At 44.1% G+C, this 19,116-nt stretch carries 19 protein-coding genes and 1 tRNA gene; 9 read left to right on the top strand and 11 right to left on the bottom strand.

The window, feature by feature from the left end; all coding sequences use genetic code 11:
• Nucleotides 1–197: 197 nt before the first annotated feature.
• The 6 genes from accC to pdxA all read right to left on the bottom strand — a co-directional run bounded on the left by accC (nucleotide 198) and on the right by pdxA (nucleotide 5,190).
• Nucleotides 198–1,550 (bottom strand): acetyl-CoA carboxylase biotin carboxylase subunit, encoded by a 1,353-nt coding sequence (gene accC, locus AC0J2F_RS07565; RefSeq protein WP_473007119.1) that lies wholly within the window; start codon nucleotides 1,548–1,550, stop codon nucleotides 198–200.
• 63 nt (nucleotides 1,551–1,613) lie between these two features.
• Entirely contained in the window at nucleotides 1,614–2,093 is a 480-nt protein-coding gene (gene accB / locus AC0J2F_RS07570) for an acetyl-CoA carboxylase biotin carboxyl carrier protein (protein ID WP_473007120.1), read from the bottom strand.
• A 36-nt stretch (nucleotides 2,094–2,129) separates the two neighbouring features.
• Entirely contained in the window at nucleotides 2,130–3,125 is a 996-nt protein-coding gene (locus AC0J2F_RS07575; RefSeq protein ID WP_473007121.1) for a beta-ketoacyl-ACP synthase III, read from the bottom strand.
• 180 nt (nucleotides 3,126–3,305) lie between these two features.
• Nucleotides 3,306–3,503, bottom strand: a complete 198-nt coding sequence (gene rpmF, locus AC0J2F_RS07580) for a 50S ribosomal protein L32 (RefSeq protein ID WP_087523871.1) — start codon at nucleotides 3,501–3,503, stop codon at nucleotides 3,306–3,308.
• A gap of 7 nt (nucleotides 3,504–3,510) precedes the next feature.
• Nucleotides 3,511–4,050: a YceD family protein gene (locus AC0J2F_RS07585; RefSeq protein WP_473007122.1), complete on the bottom strand. Its 540-nt coding sequence runs from the start codon at nucleotides 4,048–4,050 to the stop codon at nucleotides 3,511–3,513.
• Between the two features lie 78 nt (nucleotides 4,051–4,128).
• Nucleotides 4,129–5,190: a 4-hydroxythreonine-4-phosphate dehydrogenase PdxA gene (gene pdxA, locus AC0J2F_RS07590; RefSeq protein WP_473007123.1), complete on the bottom strand. Its 1,062-nt coding sequence runs from the start codon at nucleotides 5,188–5,190 to the stop codon at nucleotides 4,129–4,131.
• Between the two features lie 90 nt (nucleotides 5,191–5,280).
• Here pdxA and AC0J2F_RS07595 point away from each other — a divergent pair, with 90 nt between their 5' ends.
• Entirely contained in the window at nucleotides 5,281–5,871 is a 591-nt protein-coding gene (locus tag AC0J2F_RS07595; protein WP_473009376.1) for a riboflavin synthase, read from the top strand.
• 278 nt (nucleotides 5,872–6,149) lie between these two features.
• Here AC0J2F_RS07595 and AC0J2F_RS07600 read toward each other — a convergent pair.
• Nucleotides 6,150–6,223: transfer RNA gene (locus tag AC0J2F_RS07600), tRNA-Ile, on the bottom strand.
• A gap of 52 nt (nucleotides 6,224–6,275) precedes the next feature.
• Nucleotides 6,276–6,677, bottom strand: coding sequence for a methylmalonyl-CoA epimerase (gene mce / locus AC0J2F_RS07605; RefSeq protein ID WP_473007124.1), 402 nt, complete (start codon nucleotides 6,675–6,677; stop codon nucleotides 6,276–6,278).
• A 64-nt stretch (nucleotides 6,678–6,741) separates the two neighbouring features.
• Here mce and rbfA point away from each other — a divergent pair, with 64 nt between their 5' ends.
• Both rbfA and AC0J2F_RS07615 read left to right on the top strand, forming a co-directional pair.
• A complete protein-coding gene (gene rbfA, locus AC0J2F_RS07610) occupies nucleotides 6,742–7,137 on the top strand; it encodes a 30S ribosome-binding factor RbfA (protein ID WP_473007125.1) in 396 nt (131 codons plus the stop codon).
• Nucleotide 7,138: 1 nt separating this feature from the next.
• Nucleotides 7,139–8,344 carry an ABC transporter permease gene (locus AC0J2F_RS07615; protein ID WP_473007126.1) on the top strand — a complete coding sequence of 402 codons (1,206 nt, stop codon included), beginning with the start codon at nucleotides 7,139–7,141 and terminating at the stop codon, nucleotides 8,342–8,344.
• Here the strand turns inward: AC0J2F_RS07615 and dusB are convergent.
• Nucleotides 8,341–9,333 (bottom strand): tRNA dihydrouridine synthase DusB, encoded by a 993-nt coding sequence (gene dusB, locus AC0J2F_RS07620; protein ID WP_473007127.1) that lies wholly within the window; start codon nucleotides 9,331–9,333, stop codon nucleotides 8,341–8,343. The two genes, AC0J2F_RS07615 and dusB, sit on opposite strands and share 4 nt — an antisense overlap.
• Nucleotides 9,334–9,430: 97 nt before the next feature.
• Here dusB and lepA point away from each other — a divergent pair, with 97 nt between their 5' ends.
• The gene (gene lepA, locus AC0J2F_RS07625; RefSeq protein WP_473007128.1) at nucleotides 9,431–11,227 is read left to right on the top strand and encodes a translation elongation factor 4; all 1,797 of its coding nucleotides are present in this window, start codon (nucleotides 9,431–9,433) and stop codon (nucleotides 11,225–11,227) included.
• Here lepA and AC0J2F_RS07630 read toward each other — a convergent pair.
• Both AC0J2F_RS07630 and AC0J2F_RS07635 read right to left on the bottom strand, forming a co-directional pair.
• Nucleotides 11,224–11,436 (bottom strand): hypothetical protein, encoded by a 213-nt coding sequence (locus tag AC0J2F_RS07630; RefSeq protein ID WP_473007129.1) that lies wholly within the window; start codon nucleotides 11,434–11,436, stop codon nucleotides 11,224–11,226. The genes lepA and AC0J2F_RS07630 overlap by 4 nt on opposite strands.
• Before the next feature lie 70 nt (nucleotides 11,437–11,506).
• Nucleotides 11,507–13,351, bottom strand: a complete 1,845-nt coding sequence (locus tag AC0J2F_RS07635; protein WP_473007130.1) for a cation:proton antiporter — start codon at nucleotides 13,349–13,351, stop codon at nucleotides 11,507–11,509.
• A 157-nt stretch (nucleotides 13,352–13,508) separates the two neighbouring features.
• Here AC0J2F_RS07635 and AC0J2F_RS07640 point away from each other — a divergent pair, with 157 nt between their 5' ends.
• The 5 genes from AC0J2F_RS07640 to AC0J2F_RS07660 all read left to right on the top strand — a co-directional run bounded on the left by AC0J2F_RS07640 (nucleotide 13,509) and on the right by AC0J2F_RS07660 (nucleotide 19,112).
• Entirely contained in the window at nucleotides 13,509–14,369 is an 861-nt protein-coding gene (locus tag AC0J2F_RS07640) for an MBL fold metallo-hydrolase (RefSeq protein WP_473007131.1), read from the top strand.
• Between the two features lie 8 nt (nucleotides 14,370–14,377).
• Nucleotides 14,378–16,045: a S8 family peptidase gene (locus AC0J2F_RS07645; protein WP_473007132.1), complete on the top strand. Its 1,668-nt coding sequence runs from the start codon at nucleotides 14,378–14,380 to the stop codon at nucleotides 16,043–16,045.
• Nucleotides 16,045–17,841, top strand: a complete 1,797-nt coding sequence (locus tag AC0J2F_RS07650; RefSeq protein ID WP_473007133.1) for a M1 family metallopeptidase — start codon at nucleotides 16,045–16,047, stop codon at nucleotides 17,839–17,841. Before AC0J2F_RS07645 ends, AC0J2F_RS07650 begins: the two co-directional genes overlap by 1 nt.
• Before the next feature lie 102 nt (nucleotides 17,842–17,943).
• Nucleotides 17,944–18,288, top strand: coding sequence for a ribonuclease P protein component (rnpA, locus tag AC0J2F_RS07655; protein ID WP_473007134.1), 345 nt, complete (start codon nucleotides 17,944–17,946; stop codon nucleotides 18,286–18,288).
• Complete coding sequence (locus tag AC0J2F_RS07660; RefSeq protein ID WP_473007135.1) at nucleotides 18,285–19,112, top strand: DUF4349 domain-containing protein; 828 nt, start codon at nucleotides 18,285–18,287, stop codon at nucleotides 19,110–19,112. The genes rnpA and AC0J2F_RS07660 overlap by 4 nt, the downstream gene beginning before the upstream one ends.
• Nucleotides 19,113–19,116: the final 4 nt, after the last annotated feature.

The raw sequence follows: 19,116 nt of genomic DNA on the forward strand, positions 1-19,116 counted from the left end.
CGATGATAATAAAAACGAGCATGAACAGCGGTATGGCAAATGCGAAGTACAGCCCTAAGGTCTTGAGGCCAATAATCACTACAAGTATTGAGACCAAAACAAAAACGATATGCTTAAAATAACCTTCTCGCATGGACTAAAAATAAAAAAATCCGAAGCCATTAGACTCCGGATTTCTCAATATCTGTTGCGAATGTTTATTCTTCTTCAGGTTCGCGCATTTCAAAGTCATTCATGAAAGCGGTGGTGTAGTTTCCTTCTACATAATCCGGCTCTTCCATAAGCTGACGGTGGAATGGGATGGTTGTTTTGATTCCTTCAATAACAAACTCATCTAATGCGCGCTTCATTTTAGCGATCGCCTCTTCACGCGTTTGCGCGGTAACGATCAACTTAGCGATCATGGAATCGTAGTTTGGTGGAATCATGTAACCAGCGTATACGTGTGTATCCAAACGAACTCCGTGTCCTCCTGGCGCATGCAAAACTGTAATGCGTCCTGGCGAAGGTCTAAAGTCGTTATAAGGATCTTCCGCATTGATACGACATTCGATAGAGTGCAACTGTGGGTAGTAGTTCTTACCAGAGATCTTTATCCCAGCAGCAACTTTGATCTGCTCACGGATCAAGTCGTGATCTACAACCTCTTCTGTGATAGGGTGTTCTACCTGAATACGCGTGTTCATTTCCATGAAGTAGAAATTGCGGTGCTTATCCACCAAAAATTCTACTGTACCCGCGCCTTCATAATTGATATATTCTGCCGCCTTTACAGCTGCTTTGCCCATGGCATCGCGCAGTTCATCGGTCATGAAAGGAGAAGGAGTCTCCTCTGTTAGCTTTTGGTGACGTCTTTGAACAGAACAATCACGCTCACTGAGGTGACAGGCCTTTCCTGTAGAATCTCCTACAATTTGGATCTCAATATGGCGCGGCTCCTCAATGAGCTTCTCCATATACATGTCGTCGTTTCCAAAAGCAGCTTTACTCTCCTGTCGTGCAGATTCCCATGCGGATTGCAAGTCTTCTTCTTTCCAAACGGCGCGCATTCCTTTTCCTCCTCCTCCGGCACTAGCTTTAAGCATAACAGGATATCCTGTCTCTACAGCTAGTTTCTTGCAGGTTTCAAAATCTGGAATAACACCATCAGATCCAGGGACACAAGGCACTCCTGCAGCTTTCATGGTTGCTTTTGCAGAAGCTTTGTCTCCCATACGGTCGATCATCTCTGCGGAGGCGCCGATAAATTTAATATCGTGCTCTTCACAGATCTTAGAGAACTTTGCGTTCTCTGACAAGAAACCATATCCTGGATGAATCGCATCGGCATTGGTGATCTCTGCCGCAGCGATGATATTAGCTATTTTAAGATAGGATTCAGAACTGGCGGGCGGTCCTATACATACGGCTTCATCGGCAAAACGCACATGAAGACTTTCCGCATCGGCAGTGGAATAAACGGCTACCGTTTTAATACCCATCTCTTTACAGGTTCGAATTACGCGCAAGGCGATCTCTCCCCGATTGGCAATCAGTATTTTTTTAAACATAACACTGTGATTTTTTTACGTCCGAAGTACTTAGACCCAGACGCACTATGTAATGCGATTTGACTAAGAAGGGTCGATTAAAAATAATGGCTGGTCGAACTCCACTGGAGAAGAGTCGTCAACCAAGATCTTAACGATCGTTCCTGATACTTCTGACTCGATTTCATTGAAGAGCTTCATGGCTTCTATCACACAAAGTACATCTCCATTACCAATACTGTCGCCTACCTCAACAAACATAGGTTTGTCTGGCGCCGGACGACGGTAGAAGGTTCCAATAATCGGTGATTTGATAGTTACGTATTTTGAATCGTCTGCAGCAGCAGGAGCTTGGGCAGCTGGAGCAGCAGCTTCGGCAGCTGGAGCAGCAGCAACAGGAGCAGCGGCGGCGGCAGGGATCTGCTGAATATAAGTTGCTTCCGGACCTTTGCTTTCCATTCCTGTACGAATGGTGATCTTAAACTCGTCCGTCTCCAATTTTACCTCATTTGCGCCAGATTTGGCTACAAATTTGATGAGATTCTGAATATCCTTAATTTCCATCGGATCTTGTTTTTTTAGTTTATTAGGTTGTGGTTTTTATGAATCATATGCCCAAGTCAGATAGATCGACCCCCAGGTAAATCCACCGCCAAAAGAAGCAAAAATTAGCTTGTCTCCTTTTTTGAGCTGTTTTTCGTAATCGTATAGACACAGCGGCAGGGTAGCCGAAGTGGTGTTTCCGTAGCGTTCAATGTTCATCATGACCTTGTTATCATCCAATCCCATCCGTCTTGCAGTAGCATCAATGATACGCTTATTGGCTTGGTGTGGTACCAGCCAAGCGACATCATCGCCGGTCAAATTGTTGCGCTCTAAGATCTGAGCTGCTCCGTCTGCCATATTGGAAACCGCAAATTTAAAAACGGTCTTCCCGTCTTGGAAAACATAATGCTGCTTGGCATCTACAGTTTCATGAGAAGCAGGAAGAATGGATCCTCCCGCGTCGATCTTTAAGTGCTCACGGCCAATCCCGTCGCTTCTTAAAACCTCATCTTGCAGGCCATAACCTTCTTCATTAGGTTCAAAAAGCACGGCACCACCTCCATCACCAAAAATGATACAAGTGGCACGATCTTCATAATCAATTATAGAAGACATCTTGTCTGCTCCAATAAGCAGTACTTTTTTATAGCGTCCAGATTCAATATAACGTGCTGCTGTAGACATTCCGTAAAGAAAACTCGAGCAAGCTGCAACTAAATCATAAGAAAAAGCGTTTACGGCTCCAATCTGGGTGGCTACGTAAACGCCTGTTGCTGCTACCGGCATATCCGGAGTCGCTGTGGCCATAATGACCATATCAATATCTTTTGGGTCTGTACCGCTTTTCTGAAGGACATCTTGAGCAGCTTTAATAGCCAGATAAGAGGTTCCTTTATTGCTGTCTTTTAAAAGGCGGCGTTCTTTGATTCCCGTTCGGGTGGTGATCCATTCGTCGTTCGTATCGACCATAGTCTCCAAAATCTGGTTGGTCAGTACGTAATCTGGCAGGTAGCCCCCGACAGCGGTAATAGCTGCTGTGATCTTACTCATTTTACAGAATTCAGTACACAAAAAAAGGCATTATGCCTTAAAAGGAAGTGAAAATAACGAATTTTCGATTAAAACAAGCCAAAATTGGGTCATTTATGACAATTTTGGGCATATGTAATAAAAAACTCTCGCAGATCAAATAAATTGATAGCGAGAGTAATAATTTACAAACAGGTACTACTAGCTTTCCGCAGACTCGGTATCGTCAATAAGAACCTGTCCTCGGTAGTAAAGCTTTCCTTCGTGCCAGTGCGCTCTGTGATACAAGTGCGTCTCTCCTGTAGTAGGATCTGTGGCCAATTGAGGAGCAGTTGCCTTGTAGTGCGTTCTGCGCTTGTCTCTTCTGGTTTTAGAGATCTTTCTCTTAGGATGTGCCATTACTTATTTATTTATCCGTTAATAATTTCTTTAAATCGTCCCAACGCGGATCTGTTTGATCTTCGTCAGATTGTTCTGCCTGATTATTCAGACTGAGTTCTTCGAGTTTGTCGAGTGCCTCAGATTTTAAAGTCCCATCTGCTACACCGGGATGCACCCTTTTGGCTGGAACTGCAAGTACAATGCTTTCATATATGTACTGTGCAACGTCTACCTCGTAGCTACCGTGGGGTAAAATCAGAAGATCTTCTTCTTCGTCATTGTACTCTTGACCAAACTTAACAACCAGATCAAAATTGCCAGAAATTGGCTGATTATATGGTTCATTGGTCAAATCACAATTGACATTGACGGTTCCGTTGAATTGAAAATGCAGGTCTAATAAGGTGCTTTTCTTTTCTAATTCTAGATCAACTTTTACGTTAGCCTTGTGGAATTCGTCATACTCAAAGTGCTCAAAGAACGTGTTGTCTATCTGATAGTCAAACTGATGGCTGCCTATTTTAAGGCCCACAAACGGGATGGTATATGCTTTCAAATCCTTCACAATCAATTCGTTTACTACCCCGTCTCTATCAAAGACGGCTGCAAAGATAAAAAATAAATTAAAACGGACTACGAAGCCTTAGCGCTTTTTTGCCAAGACTTTACGGGCTCTTTTCTGTAATGGATTAGCACTCAACTCCAAATATTCTTGTCTGGTCTTGTAGATCTGAATAGCGCTGAACACAGCCTCTTTAAATGAAGTGTGGTCTGCCTCCCCTTTCCCGGCCTTGTCATAGGCCGTTCCGTGGTCAGGCGAAGTCCTTATTTTATCTAGTCCAGCGGTATAATTCACCCCTTGCCCAAATGATAAGGTCTTGAACGGCACCAAACCTTGATCGTGATATGCGGCGATGATCGCATCGAAGTTCAAATGATTCTTAGTGCCAAAAAAACTATCGGCGGCATAAGGGCCGTAAACTAAGGTGCCTTCTTCGTTAAGTTTTGCCAAAGTTGGCCGCACCACCTCGTCGTCTTCTTTACCAATGACGCCATTATCTCCGGTATGAGGGTTAATGCCCAATACTGCGATCTTAGGAGTAATGATCCCAAAATCCTGTTTCAGGGTTTGGGTTACTGTCTTTATTTTGGTGGTGATCAGCTCTGGAGTAATCGCTGCCGATACATCTTTAACAGGCAAATGATCTGTGAGCAAGCCAACGCGCAAGGACTCACTGATCATAAACATCATACTGTTGCCTTCTAACTGCTCATTCAAGTAATCTGTGTGTCCTGGGAATTTGAAGTCCTCAGCTTGAATATTGTATTTGTGAATAGGCGCGGTGACCAAAACATCGATCTTGTCTTGTTTAAGGGCGGTGACTGCAGCCTTAAAACTCTTTATAGCAAAAGCTCCTGCTTCGGGCTTTTCTTCTCCGAAGTTCACCGCAACTCCTTCTTTCCAGACGTTGAGCACATTGATCTTTTTATGAGCGATCTGATCCAGGTTGTTTATTCCGTGAAGATTTATCGGATAATCAAAATGCTTTTTATAGAAGGACATGAGCTTTACCGAAGCAAAGATCACGGGTGTGCAGAATTCGAGCATGCGTGAATCCAAGAAGGTTTTCAAGACGATCTCTCCACCAATTCCGTTTAGGTCTCCAATAGAGATCCCCACTGTGATCTGTTCCTTTTTATTCAAAGCTTATGGTCTTAAACGCTTGACCGCTTAGCTTAATCAGCTGGGCGATTATTCGTATTTTTGCATCACAAAGTTAACAACAATATTAAGATGTTTACAGGGATCATAGAAGAAGTAGCCGAAGTTGTTCATTTGGAGCGTGAGGGTAGCAACCTTCATATCAGAATGAAAGCGGCAATGACACCGGAACTTCAAATCGATCAAAGCGTGGCACACAATGGAGTGTGTTTAACTGTAGTTGCTCTAGACGACAACCAATACACTGTTACTGCTATAGACGAAACACTTCAAAAGTCGAATCTTGGAGCCTTAACTATTGGTAGTGGGATTAATTTGGAGCGTGCTATGAAAATGGGAGCTCGTTTGGACGGTCATATTGTTCAAGGTCATGTGGATCAAACTGCTACTTGTATCGCTGCGGAGTCATTAGATGGCAGCTGGACCTATAGATTCCAACACGAACTCATGCCTGGGAATCTTACCATTGAAAAAGGTTCAATCACGGTAAACGGAGTAAGTTTAACTGTTGTAGACAGTACGGACACGGAATTCAGCGTTGCTATCATTCCATACACTTACGAACATACCAATTTTAATTCCTTGAAAGTCGGAGATACGGTCAATCTTGAATTTGATGTGGTAGGAAAATACGTTCAGAAACTCTTGCGTCAGTCTAGCTAAGTCGCTTTCTGCGATACGCAATAAACACCCCAAGGGTTAGACCAAAAATAAGCAATACAAAGCTTGATGCATCTATGGGAAGTCCCGGTGGGGGGGGACCCGTAGGCGGTGGTGGACTCTGGGCAGCTATTGATTGGGGCAACAGCAAACACAGTCCTAAGACTGTTATTTTTACGATTTGGGGTCGCATAATCGGGTTCTAATGTACTAATTTTTTTAAAATCGCAAAGGAAAACCTTCACTCTCTGAGAATTAGTAACTATTATTTTACAATCTAGTGGACCCAGAAGGGCTCGAACCTTCGACCCCCTGATTATGAGTCAGGTGCTCTAACCAGCTGAGCTATGGGTCCTGAAACAGTGTGCAAATGTAAAATTAGTTAATTTATCCGCAAACTATTTGAATCAATTTCTGTCCTGACATAGCTCAACTAACACTCCATTGGACGATTTTGGGTGTAAAAACGCAATGATTTTATTGTCAGCACCTTTTTTTGGGGTTTCGTTCAGCACTCGGAAACCTTCCGCTTTTAGCCGTTCTATTTCTGCTTTTATATCATCTACCGCAAATGCGATGTGGTGTATTCCCTCTCCTCGTTTTTCAATGAATTTAGCAATGGGACTCTCCGGATTGGTCGCCGCTAACAGTTCAATCTTTGAATCGCCACATTCAAAAAAAGAGGTGTCAACGCCTTCTGACTCCACTGTCTCTACCTTGTAATGAGGCTTTCCTAAAAGTGCTGCGTACACACTATTAGCTTGTTCTAAGTCTTTTACGGCTATTCCTATATGTTCGATCTTTCGCATCTCACTATAATTTCAATTGTGCTAGAATAATGTATTCAACAAGTAAATATGCTACTTTTGTAGTATGAACGAAAACAATCGGCAGAAAAAAATAGCAGGAATCCTGCAAAGTGACATTGCCACGCTCATACAGAAAATGTTGCGCGAGGCAGGACAAACTCATTTGGTGGTGTCTGTTACCAAAGTAAATGTCACCGTAGATCTGTCTATTGCTAAAGTATATCTGAGCATATTTCCGGCGGCTCATGCCAAAGCAATGATGGAGGAGATCAAAACGGTCACGCCTAACATCAAGCATCAATTAGCCCAACTGACGCGCGACCAATTGCGCAAAATGCCGGACTTGATCTTTTACCTCGACGATTCACTAGAGTACATCGAATCTATAGATAAAGCTTTAGAAGGCGAGGTTGACCCTGTTAGAAATCCTGATTTACTGGGGAAAAGAAAAAAGTCTTGAGTTGAACACTCCTTTCTACATTGCCAAGCGATATCTCTGGAGCAAAAGCAATAACAACGCTATAAATAAGATCACGCGAATTGCAGCGATAGGCGTCATAGTTGCTACGGCGGCTTTGCATATTGTACTTTCCGGTTTTGCTGGGCTTCGTGACTTTTCGCTGAGTTTTGCCAATGTTTTCGATGCCGATCTCAAGGTCTCTCCGGAAACTGGAAAAACATTCACTAGTGATGCGAGCCTGCGACAGGCAATATTAAAGACAGAGGGAGTCCTAGCTATTTCTGAAGTTGTAGAAGAACGCGTTTACCTAAACTTTAAAGGAAAAAACCACATTGCCACTATAAAAGGAGTAGATGCGCGTTTTGGTTCCGTTGTGCCTATTGACAGTATGCTGTTCATTAACGATTGGTTTCGCCAAGGAGAAAATGAAGTGGTGCTTGGGCTTACAGCTTCGGTTAAACTTTCTTTAGGTACTTATGACTACAGCGAGCTTTTAGAAATCTACGCACCAAAGCCCGGTACGGGGCAGATCTTAGACCCAACTCAAGCCTTTAGAAAAGAGCGGGTAGTAGTAACCGGCATTTATAATGTCAATGAAGATGTAGATGATACTTTTGTTTTTGCTGATATAGATCTTGCCCGGCGTTTATTAGGATATGATGAGAACATCGTATCTGGCTTGGAGATCAAATTAGATCCTGGTGCCGACCCAGAAGAGGTGAAAGAAGCCCTTGCAACACTGTTTCAAAATCCTGTCGATATCAAGACACGATTACAACAAAACGACGCGCTCTACAAAATGCTCAATACAGAGAACGTGGCCGTATATCTCATCTTTACTTTGGTGTTGATCATTGCGCTTTTCAATGTTATTGGCGCTATAATCATGATGATCTTAGATAAAAAAGGCAATTTAAAAACCCTGCAGAATATGGGCTTGTTGGGTAGTGAAATCCGGAAGATCTTTTACTATCACGGTGTATTGCTTACGGCCGTAAGTGGGGTAATAGGTCTGGCGCTCGGTTTTATTATTGTATGGTGTCAGTTGCAATTCGGATGGGTAGCAATTACACCAACTTTACCCTATCCGGTTAAACCCACAGTTTTGAACGCCCTTGTAGTTTTGGTCACCATGTTGGTGCTTGGCCTAATTGCGTCCAATATTGCTTCGAGAAATGTGAACGAGAAAATGCTTGCTAAGATCTAAGCAAACTGAAAGTCTCCAAAACGTTCCAAAACCTCATCAAAGGTTGCAAATACATCTGCAGAATCATCGCTGGTCACCATTTTAGAACGGTACTCCTTAAAGTGAGGAATTCCTTTAAAATAATTGGTGTAGTGTCTGCGGGTTTCAAAAACGCCCAGCTTCTCCCCTTTCCAATCGATAGACATTTGTAAATGACGTCTGGCTGCGTCTACGCGTTCTTGCATAGTAGGAGGCGGTAAATGTTGTCCGGTTTCAAAGTAATGCTTCACCTCTCTAAAGAACCAAGGATAGCCAATACTTGCCCGACCGATCATGGCGCCATCTAAACCATACTCATCCCGCATCTCTACAGCGCGTTCTGGGGTGTTCACATCGCCGTTTCCAAAAACAGGAATGTGCATGCGTGGGTTGTTCTTCACTTCCGCAATTGGGCGCCAATCTGCATCGCCTTTATACATCTGTGCTCGGGTTCGTCCGTGAATTGATATGGCTTTACAGCCCACATCTTGTAAACGCTCGGCCACCTCGACGATCTTGATGCTATCGTGATCCCAACCCAAACGAGTCTTCACAGTAATGGGCAAATGAGTGCGTTCTACCATAGCCTTAGTGAGCTTGACCATAAGATCTATATCTTTCAAAATGCCGGCGCCGGCACCTTTGGAGACGACCTTTTTTACCGGACACCCAAAATTGATGTCTATAATATCTGGCTTTGATGCAGTAACTATATCTACAGACTGTAGCATGGAATCCATATTGGCCCCAAAGATCTGGATGCCAACAGGGCGTTCCTTCTCATAAATGTCGAGCTTGATCACACTTTTTGCAGCATCTCTAATGAGTCCTTCGGAGGAAATAAACTCCGTATACACCACATCTGCCCCTTGCTCTTTACACAAGGCGCGAAAGGGTGGATCGCTCACATCTTCCATCGGTGCGAGCAACAATGGAAATTCTCCTACGTCTATGTCTCCTATCTTGGCCATTGGCTGCAAAATTAAGCAAATTCAGATTCTTTTAAAATCTTACTAAAAGCCACGCTTTTGCACTATCTTTGCGCCAAATAGCCCCAAAGGCAAGTATATGAAGCACTTTCGCAACTTTTGCATCATTGCACACATCGATCACGGCAAGTCTACCTTGGCCGATCGCCTGTTGGAATTTACCGGCGCTATAACCCAGCGCGAAAAACAGGACCAGCTCCTAGATAGTATGGACCTGGAGCGTGAACGCGGGATCACCATTAAGAGTCATGCGATTCAGATGGAGTACGTGTACCAGGGCGAGACCTATGTCTTGAACCTGATCGACACTCCTGGCCACGTGGATTTTAGCTACGAGGTGTCACGATCTATTGCTGCCTGCGAAGGAGCGCTACTTGTTGTAGATGCTGCACAGAGCATCCAAGCGCAGACCATTTCTAACTTGTACTTGGCCTTAGAGAACGATTTGGAGATCATTCCGGTGCTTAACAAAGTGGATCTGCCAAGTGCAAACCCGGAAGAAGTTACAGACGACATAGTCGACCTTTTAGGCTGCCGTGCCGAGGAGGTAATTCCTGCTAGTGCTAAAACTGGTATTGGCATAGAAGATATTCTGAATGCGATTATTGAGCGTATTCCTGCTCCAGAAGGAGATGCAGACTCGCCTTTGCAAGCCTTGATCTTTGACTCGGTATACAACCCTTTCCGCGGTGTAGAAACCTACTTTAGAGTTATCGATGGTGAGATCCGCAAAGGACAGCAGATCAAATTCATGGCTACAGGCAAAACCTATTTTGCAGACGAGGTAGGTACGCTTAAACTCAAACAAGCTCCGAAGCAAAAAGTAGGCGCAGGAGACGTGGGCTACCTCATTACAGGGATAAAAGATGCGCGCGATGTAAAAGTGGGTGATACCATTACAGACGCCAAGCAGCCTACCACTAAAATGATCGAAGGTTTTGAAGACGTAAAGCCAATGGTATTTGCTGGGATCTACCCTGTCGATACAGAAGATTACGAAGAACTGAGAAACTCCATGGAAAAATTGCAGCTTAATGATGCTTCGCTGGTTTTCCAACCAGAGAGTTCTGCGGCACTTGGATTTGGATTCCGCTGCGGATTCTTGGGGATGCTTCACCTGGAGATCATTCAAGAGCGCCTAGAGCGCGAATTCAATATGACAGTGATCACCACGGTACCAAACGTGTCTTATCACGCCTATACCAATAAAGAACCAGACGAGGTCATTTTGGTTAACAATCCGTCCGATCTGCCAGAGCCTTCTACCTTGAATCGCGTAGAAGAGCCTTATATCAAAGCGAGCATCATAACCAAATCAGACTTTGTTGGTCCGGTAATGAGCCTGTGTATCGAAAAGCGCGGCCAGATCACCAATCAGAACTACCTGACCCAAGAGCGTGTGGAATTGTCATTCGATATGCCTTTGGCAGAGATCGTTTTTGACTTTTACGACCGCCTCAAAACGGTTTCTAAAGGATATGCTTCCTTTGATTACGCACCTATTGGAATGCGCACCTCTAATCTTGTAAAAGTAGACGTGCTTCTAAACGGAAATACTGTTGATGCCCTTTCGGCTCTCTTGCACAAAGACAACGCCTATGACATTGGGAAAAAGATGTGTGAGAAGCTTAAGGAACTTATTCCAAGACAACAATTCGACATACCAATTCAAGCCGCTATCGGAGCCAAAATCATTGCTCGTGAGACGGTGAAAGCGCTTAGAAAAGACGTTACTGCCAAATGTTATGGCGGTGATATCTCCCGTAAAAGAAAGCTTTTAGAAAAGCAGAAAAAAGGAAAGAAGCGTATGCGTCAGGTGGGTAATGTAGAAATTCCTCAGGAAGCCTTTATGGCAGTATTGAAGCTCAACGACTAGTTGCAGCTCGTTCCCTGTTGCGTTAGATTCGATAAGTAAACATCGTAATCGGTGTCGGTATCTTGACCGTTAACCGAAGCGTCTCCATTTGCCTCTCGACAAAGAGTAAAACTTTGTGTTAGTTCATTATCACAAGTTACACAGGCCACATCGTCGTCTTTACAAGATCCGAGGCTTAAGGCAGCTGCAAAAAAGAAGACGTATTTCATAACAGATGGCTTTGTGATTTGGAGCGTTAGTTTTAAAGGTTTATTTTCTGCGGATGCACTTCTGATTACTCTACCCGTTTTTAAGTACACTTTCCACATCGATGGTCTTTCCTAAATAGGCGAGTTGTGAACCTTCTTCCACCTCCATCTCAGAAGGATTAGTAATAAAGCTCAACTCTCCGTCCGGAGCTTTTAAGAACAAAGCCACCATATCTTTGTGGTCATATATATAATCTAATAAGCGCTGGAAAACAGCGGCAGAATCTATGTCTATCTCTTGAATAGAAGGAAACTCATTAGCCACTCTTGTAAGGTCCGCATAGTCATGAGTAGTAGAAAGTACTTCGCTTGGAGCACTTCCGTTTTGCAAACCGTTTTTGCGTTCTTCATCGCTCATAAGTCGGAAGGAACCATTCTCACCCAAAGTTGCGCTATACTTGTTTAGTGCATATTTATTGATCTCGTCATTCCCGGTCATGGCAATGAGATAGCCTACGTCATTAAATTCGATATTGTCGGTTAGATCGCCTTCGTAAATGTTGGCATTTAAAGAATCCAACCCAAGTTCCCGCGCCAAGTTGATATTGTTCGCGTTGGTGTCAATCAATACAACCTCGCGCTTGTTCTTTTTGAGGTATTTCCCGATCACTCGAGACGGCTTAGAGGCCCCGACTATAATAATCGAGTCCGAAGTAGTTAAAAACACCCCTACCAATCGGGCAAAGAGGCGGGCGGTTGCCGCATTGAGCAATACCGTGGCTAAAACCACAGCAAAGACAAGTGGCGTGATATATTCAGCCCCGCGAATTCCTTGTTCTACCAATTTGGTTCCAAAAAGCGAAGCGATACCCGCTGCTACAATACCACGAGGCCCTACCCATGAGATAAAGAGTTTTTCGTTGGTCTTTAAACTGCTGCCTATAGTAGACATGAAAACGCCTACCGGGCGCAACACAAAGACGATCACTGCCAAAAGGGCTGCCGTTTCCCAAGTGTATACCAACAAGAGGTCGTCCAATGAAATATTGGCTGCCAATAAAATGAATAGAATAGAGATCAGTAAAACGCTGAGTGATTCTTTAAAATAAAGCAGTTCCTTGAGGTTGGGCAAATCACTATTACCCAAGAACATTCCCATTACCACTACAGCCAATAGTCCTGATTCGTGGGCAAAAACGTCACTCTCCACAAAAATGAGCAGCACCACAGAAAGAGCCACCACATTGAGCAAGTAGTGCGGAATAAATTTCTTTTTAATGGCATAGTACAGTGCATATCCGCCAGAAATACCAAAGGCAAAACCAATGAGCACGATCTTCCCGAATTCTACCAAAGCTTGCTTGGTGTAACCGGCATCTCCTCCCACGCTAATGAACTCAAAGACCAATACAGCCACCAAGGCACCTATAGGGTCGATCAAGATTCCCTCCCATTTCAACACTGCAGAAACGTCCTTTTTTAATGGAATGTTTCTTAAGATGGGAGTGATCACTGTTGGTCCCGTAACGATAATCAGAGAAGAGAATAAAAAGCTAATGCGCCAGTCTAATCCAAAGATATAATGAGCCGCGAAACCAGCTCCCGCAAAGGTCACAATAGAGCCCAAACTTATTAGCTTTCCAATAACCGGACCTATTTTTGAAACCTCTCCGCGCTTTAAGGTCAAGCCACCTTCAAAGAGAATGATACCAATAGCCAAAGACACAAAATTGAACAAATGCTGATTGGGGAATAGCCCTTTGTCGCCATTGTAAATAGGCTGAATCCACTGGGTGCCGTCTTCGGAAATCAGGGTAGAGATCGGCCCCACAAAAAGTCCGATCAGGATCAATGGTAAAATGGCTGGAATCTTAAATTTCCAGGCCACCCATTGGGCCAAAATCCCTAAAACGATTATCCCTGCTAATTCGATCATGTGCTGCGGTTTGGTTTTTAAAAATAACAAGATTTGATCGCATTGAACCCATAAGTGCTAAAATTGTTAAAATACTTAGTTAACAATTCCAAAAATCTGGGCTTTAATCTCACAAGAGTCTTTGGCATTTAGTATTTTGCATAACTATTAATTACTGATGACCCTCTACCCTATTGAATCCGGAAATTTTAAGTTAGATGGTGGCGCTATGTTCGGCGTGGTGCCCAAGTCGCTTTGGACGCGAACCAACCCCGCCGACGCCAACAATATGATCGACATGGCCGCCCGCTGTTTACTTATCGAAGATGGCGATCGTCTTATACTTATCGATACCGGTATGGGTAATAAACAGTCGGAGAAATTCTTTGGCTATTATTATCTCTGGGGCGATTATAGTTTAGAAAAATCTTTGGCCAAGTACGGTTTTCATCCGGAGGACATTACCGATGTATTCATGACGCATTTGCACTTTGATCACTGCGGAGGTTCGGTGGTCTGGAACGCAGACAAGAGCGGATACCGACCAGCATTTAAAAATGCCAAATACTGGACCAACAGATCACATTGGGATTGGGCGGTGCATCCAAACGCAAGAGAGAAAGCCTCGTTTTTAAAGGAGAACATCATGCCGTTAGAAGAGAGCGGGCAGTTGCACTTTATAGACCCTCAAGATTTGCCTTATGCCCAGTCAAGTGAATTGGGCTTTGGAATACTTTTTGCCGATGGACATACGGAAAAGCAAATGATTCCGCACATTCAATACAAAGGAAAGACCTTGGTGTTTATGGCAGACCTCTTACCAACGGCGGGGCATGTGCCGCTACCCTATGTAATGGGTTATGACACCCGACCACTGTTGACCTTAGATGAAAAAGCGGCCTTTTTAGACAAAGCCGCAACAGAAGAATTCTATTTGTTCCTAGAACACGACCCTTATAACGAAATTATTACGGTTAAACACACCGAAAAAGGTGTGCGTTTTGACCAAGCCTATACATTTAACAATCTATTTAATTAATGATATTTATGAATATGAAGAAGATGATCCTGCCAGCACTATGTTCGTCGCTGTTTTTGGTTGCCTGTGGCGGACCTGCCCCATTGGTTTCCACTCCAATTGGAAATATCGATGCCGTGCCTTTAAAAGTGGAGCCGCTTACAGAAGCCCAAATGAAGGCTTGGGGTGCTGCTGACCTTGTTGCAGACACCATCCCTGGAATGAGCGTAGATAAAGCCTATGCAGAATTACTCAACAAGAAAAAGGGGCAAACGGTGATCGTTGCTGTGATCGATAGCGGAACCGATATTGAACACGAAGACCTGGACGATGTGATCTGGGTGAACAAAGATGAGATCCCTAACAACGGTAAGGATGACGACAACAACGGTTATGTTGACGACATTCACGGTTGGAACTTCTTAGGCGATATCATTGGCGAGAACATGGAATATGTACGCTATCTGCGCAAACTAGGCCCTAAGTTCGAAGGTAAATCCGAAGCAGCCATCAGTGCGGCAGATCGCGCCGATTATGCTATCTATCAAAAAGCCAAGGCAGAGTACGATAAAGAACTAGCCGATGTACAGGCCGGTTTGAACCAATACAATGCCATTATGGGGCAAGTAAAACCCGCTCACGAAGCTATTGCTAAGCGTTTAGGCAAAGAGGACTACAACGCTAAAGACCTTCAGGGTATTTCAAACCCGGACGCAGCAACGCAGCAGCAAATTGGCATGCTGACCCAAATGCTCAACTATGGTGATTCAGTGCCAGATGTAATTGAGCAATTGGAGGGAGGAATCGAGTATTTCTCTGGCCGTTTGGAAACGCATTTCAACATGACTGAGGATTTTAGAGTTGTTTTGGGTGATAACCCAGACGACTGGAACGACAAATCTTACGGAAATAACGATGTAGACGGTCCGTCTGAAGACAAAGAAGATGTGTCTCACGGAACGCATGTGGCTGGTATCATTGCTGCAGAGCGCAACAACGGCCTCGGGATGAACGGGGTTGCTAACAATGTTGAGATCATGGTGCTGCGCGCAGTGCCAGACGGTGACGAGTACGACAAAGACATCGCTTTAGCGATCCGCTACGCGGCAGACAATGGTGCAAAGGTGATCAACACTAGTTTTGGTAAGTACTATTCTCCACACCCAGAATGGGTTTGGGACGCCATTAAATATGCAGCTAGCAAAGATGTGTTGATCGTTAATGCAGCTGGTAATGAGGCCTTCGATCTAGATGGAATTCAAGTATACCCGAACGATCAGGAATTAGACGGTTCTGAGATCGCAGACAACTTTATCACCATTGGGGCGTTGCACCACGACTACGGAAGTGAAATGGTTGCCTCCTTTTCTAACTACGGAAATACTTCTGTTGATGTGTTTGCGCCTGGAACCAAGATCTGGTCAACTATGCCAAACAGCACTTACGAGTATCAGCAAGGAACTTCTATGGCGGCGCCAGCTGTTGCCGGAGTTGCTGCGGTTATTCGCTCCTATTACCCAAGCCTATCGGCTGCTCAAGTAAAAGATATCTTGATGAAAAGCGGTTTGAGCTCTTCACAAAATGTAGTTCTTGGAGGAGACAGCTCAAACGCTCAGGCCTTTGGAGAGATCTCCAAATCTGGGAATATGGTAAACATGTATAACGCCATTCTTATGGCAGATAAAATGGCTCGATAATGAGAAATTTAGTTTTATTGCTGCTGACTTGCTTTGCGCTAGGCAGCTATGCGCAGAACAACACTTCCTATTGGCAGCAAAAGGCCGATTATACTATGGACATCGACTTTGATGTTGAAACCCATCAGTATAAAGGAAAGCAAACCATTGAATACACTAACAATTCGCCAGACACGCTTAATCGTGTATTCTATCATTTGTACTTCAATGCGTTTCAACCAGGCAGCGAAATGGACGTTCGTTCCAGAACCATTGCCGATGCAGATCCGCGAGTAAAAGATCGTATATCTAAATTGAACCCAGAAGAGATTGGTTACATCAAACCCTTGAAACTGACTCAAAACGGTATGGACCTCAACTATGAGGTTGTGGGCACGGTTATGGAGGTTGATCTAGCAGAGGCCATCTTGCCTGGAGCCAGTACCACTTTTTATATGGAATGGGATGCGCAAGTACCTGTACAGATCCGCAGAAGTGGGCGCTATAATGCAGAAGGTGTAGCCTACTCCATGACGCAGTGGTACCCAAAATTAGCGGAATACGATTTTCAAGGCTGGCATGCTCATCCTTACATTGGACGCGAATTTCATGGTGTTTGGGGAGACTGGAAAGTCACTTTGAGTATCGATAAAGATTTCGTTGTAGGCGGTACGGGATACTTGGTCGGTGAACCTAAAACCAAGCGCGGCAAAACGACTTATGTTTTCGACGCTCCTATGGTTCATGACTTTACTTGGGCAGCAGATCCGGATTATATCCACGATACTTATCAAGGAGCTAATGGAGTAACATTGAACTTCTACTACAAGAAGACCATGAACGAACAGAGTTTAAAGAATTGGAAAGAATTGCAACCTAAAACTGCGGAGCTTTTAGAATACTTCAACACCCATATTGGAACCTATCCTTACAAGCAGTATTCTGTGATCCAAGGAGGAGACGGAGGAATGGAATACGCCATGAGCACTTTGATCACCGGAGAGCGTAAATTCGGCTCTTTAGTTGGTGTGACAGCTCACGAAATGGCGCACAGTTGGTTTCAATTCTTACTAGCAACCAACGAATCTATTCACGAATGGATGGATGAGGGCTTTACCTCTTACATTTCCAGCGAGGCGATGAACGAGATCATGGGAGAGAATTCCGAAAACCCACATTCAGGTTCGTACCGCGGTTATATTTACCTAGCCAACAGCGGGAAGGAACAACCCTTGACCACCCATGCGGATCGTTATGACATTAACATGGCTTACGGTATTGCTGCTTACAGCAAAGGTGCTGTGTTTATGGCGCAGTTGGGTTATGTGATCGGGAAGGAAAACCTGGCCAAGACCATTAAGCGTTATTACACCGATTTTGTGTTCAAGCATCCTACGCCTAACGACTTTATTCGTGTAGCCGAGAAGGTTTCTGGTTTAGAGTTAGATTGGTACTTGCAAGACTTTGGACAAACTACCAACACTATAGATTACGGTATCGAAAATGTGGTTGCTACAGACAGCGGAACACAAGTAACCCTTAAACGCACTGGGCTAATGCCAATGCCAATAGATCTAATGGTAACTTATGCCAATGGTTCTAAAGAGTCATTCTATATTCCATTGCGCATAATGCGAGGCACGAAAGACAACCCATACTCTGGGGTGAATCGCACGATATTGGAAGGCTGGGCTTGGGCGTACCCAACCTACGATTTCGAGATTCCTAACAACGGTAAGAGCATTCAGAGCATCGAGATCGATCCGTCTAAATTAATGGCGGACGTGAGTCCAGACGACAATGTGAAGAAGCTTTAATTGGCCCGCATAAAAGTTCTAAAAGTCCCGCAATGGCGGGACTTTTTTTGTTTTTAGAAATAATTGGGATTTCTGAGCCTCTTAATTGGTTACATTTAACCTATGCTAAAATTTCCTGCTTCGGAGCGATTAAAGAGCAGTAAACAGATTGAGGCCTTATTTACCGAAGGTAAAAGTGCTAAGTCGTTTCCGCTGCTGATGCGTTTTATGCCTGCTGAGCTGCAAGCGCATAAAGCGGCCTTTGCCGTTTCTAAGCGAAATTTTAAGAGCGCTGTAGACCGCAATCGTGTTAAACGCTTGATGCGAGAAGCCTATAGATTGGAGAAAAGCCAATTCCAAAAGACTTCTGCACGGTATTTGATACTCTTTGTTTACACGGGCAAGAATCTTCCAACTTTAAATGAATTACGCCTGTTAATGGTTAAACTTTTAAAACAATTGGAATGATGAAAACCTTATTTATTACCCTTTTTGGGACTTTTTTAGCCTGTTCTGACGGCGGAAATTCTTCTGCGAAATACGCCGCAGCCGATGAGGCAGGTTGGAGTGAAATGGAAGAATTTGTTGTGGAGAGCAACTACTCCGAAGATCAGGATGTGAAAACCGATGACACCAAGATCATCAAAACGGCAGACATTGAATTCGCTACGCGAGACATGGACGCTACTTATTTACGCGTTCGAAAAGCCATCGCTGCAACGGGCGGAAACTTGCAAGACGACAATACCGGAAAATCATACAACCAAGTCTATCGAAACTTGGTGATCCGCGTACCTTCGGCAAATTTTGAGACCCTAGTGGATTCTATCGGTCAAGGCGTGGATTATTTTGACACCAAACGGATCTCGCGCAGAGATATGGGCGAAGAATTTGTCGATCTCCAAGCCCGACTCAAAGCCAAACGCAAATTAGAGGAGCGCTATCTGCAACTGCTCAGCAAGGCTAAGAACGTAAAAGAAATGTTGGAGATAGAACGCGAACTGGCCAGTATCCGCGAAGAGATAGAAGCTAAACAAGGACGATTGAACTACCTGCAAAGTCAGGTGAGCATGAGCACGATTAGCCTTCGCTTTTACAAAGAGACTGTGGAGGCTCAGGCTCAGGTGTCTTTTGGCAGCAAGATCGCCAATGCTTTAAAAGGCGGGTGGAACGGACTGTTGACCTTTTTTATAGGAGTGCTATACCTCTGGCCCTTCTTATTGGTTGTTAGCCTGGTGTTCTTTATTATTAGAAGCTATTTGAAAAGATCTAAAAGATCTGCGAACTCATAAAAAA

It is taken from the genome of Gilvibacter sp. CC01, assembly GCF_055755295.1.

Coding starts and splice junctions, on each gene's coding strand:
- AC0J2F_RS07645 (WP_473007132.1), top strand. CDS start 14,378: ATGAATATGAAGAAGATGATCCTGCCAGCACTATGTTCGTCGCTGTTT.
- AC0J2F_RS07595 (WP_473009376.1), top strand. CDS start 5,281: ATGTTTACAGGGATCATAGAAGAAGTAGCCGAAGTTGTTCATTTGGAG.
- AC0J2F_RS07630 (WP_473007129.1), bottom strand. CDS start 11,436: ATGAAATACGTCTTCTTTTTTGCAGCTGCCTTAAGCCTCGGATCTTGT.
- accB (WP_473007120.1), bottom strand. CDS start 2,093: ATGGAAATTAAGGATATTCAGAATCTCATCAAATTTGTAGCCAAATCT.
- AC0J2F_RS07650 (WP_473007133.1), top strand. CDS start 16,045: ATGAGAAATTTAGTTTTATTGCTGCTGACTTGCTTTGCGCTAGGCAGC.
- AC0J2F_RS07575 (WP_473007121.1), bottom strand. CDS start 3,125: ATGAGTAAGATCACAGCAGCTATTACCGCTGTCGGGGGCTACCTGCCA.
- mce (WP_473007124.1), bottom strand. CDS start 6,677: ATGCGAAAGATCGAACATATAGGAATAGCCGTAAAAGACTTAGAACAA.
- AC0J2F_RS07640 (WP_473007131.1), top strand. CDS start 13,509: ATGACCCTCTACCCTATTGAATCCGGAAATTTTAAGTTAGATGGTGGC.
- lepA (WP_473007128.1), top strand. CDS start 9,431: ATGAAGCACTTTCGCAACTTTTGCATCATTGCACACATCGATCACGGC.
- AC0J2F_RS07660 (WP_473007135.1), top strand. CDS start 18,285: ATGATGAAAACCTTATTTATTACCCTTTTTGGGACTTTTTTAGCCTGT.
- rpmF (WP_087523871.1), bottom strand. CDS start 3,503: ATGGCACATCCTAAGAGAAAGATCTCTAAAACCAGAAGAGACAAGCGC.
- AC0J2F_RS07635 (WP_473007130.1), bottom strand. CDS start 13,351: ATGATCGAATTAGCAGGGATAATCGTTTTAGGGATTTTGGCCCAATGG.
- dusB (WP_473007127.1), bottom strand. CDS start 9,333: ATGGCCAAGATAGGAGACATAGACGTAGGAGAATTTCCATTGTTGCTC.
- rnpA (WP_473007134.1), top strand. CDS start 17,944: ATGCTAAAATTTCCTGCTTCGGAGCGATTAAAGAGCAGTAAACAGATT.
- accC (WP_473007119.1), bottom strand. CDS start 1,550: ATGTTTAAAAAAATACTGATTGCCAATCGGGGAGAGATCGCCTTGCGC.
- rbfA (WP_473007125.1), top strand. CDS start 6,742: ATGAACGAAAACAATCGGCAGAAAAAAATAGCAGGAATCCTGCAAAGT.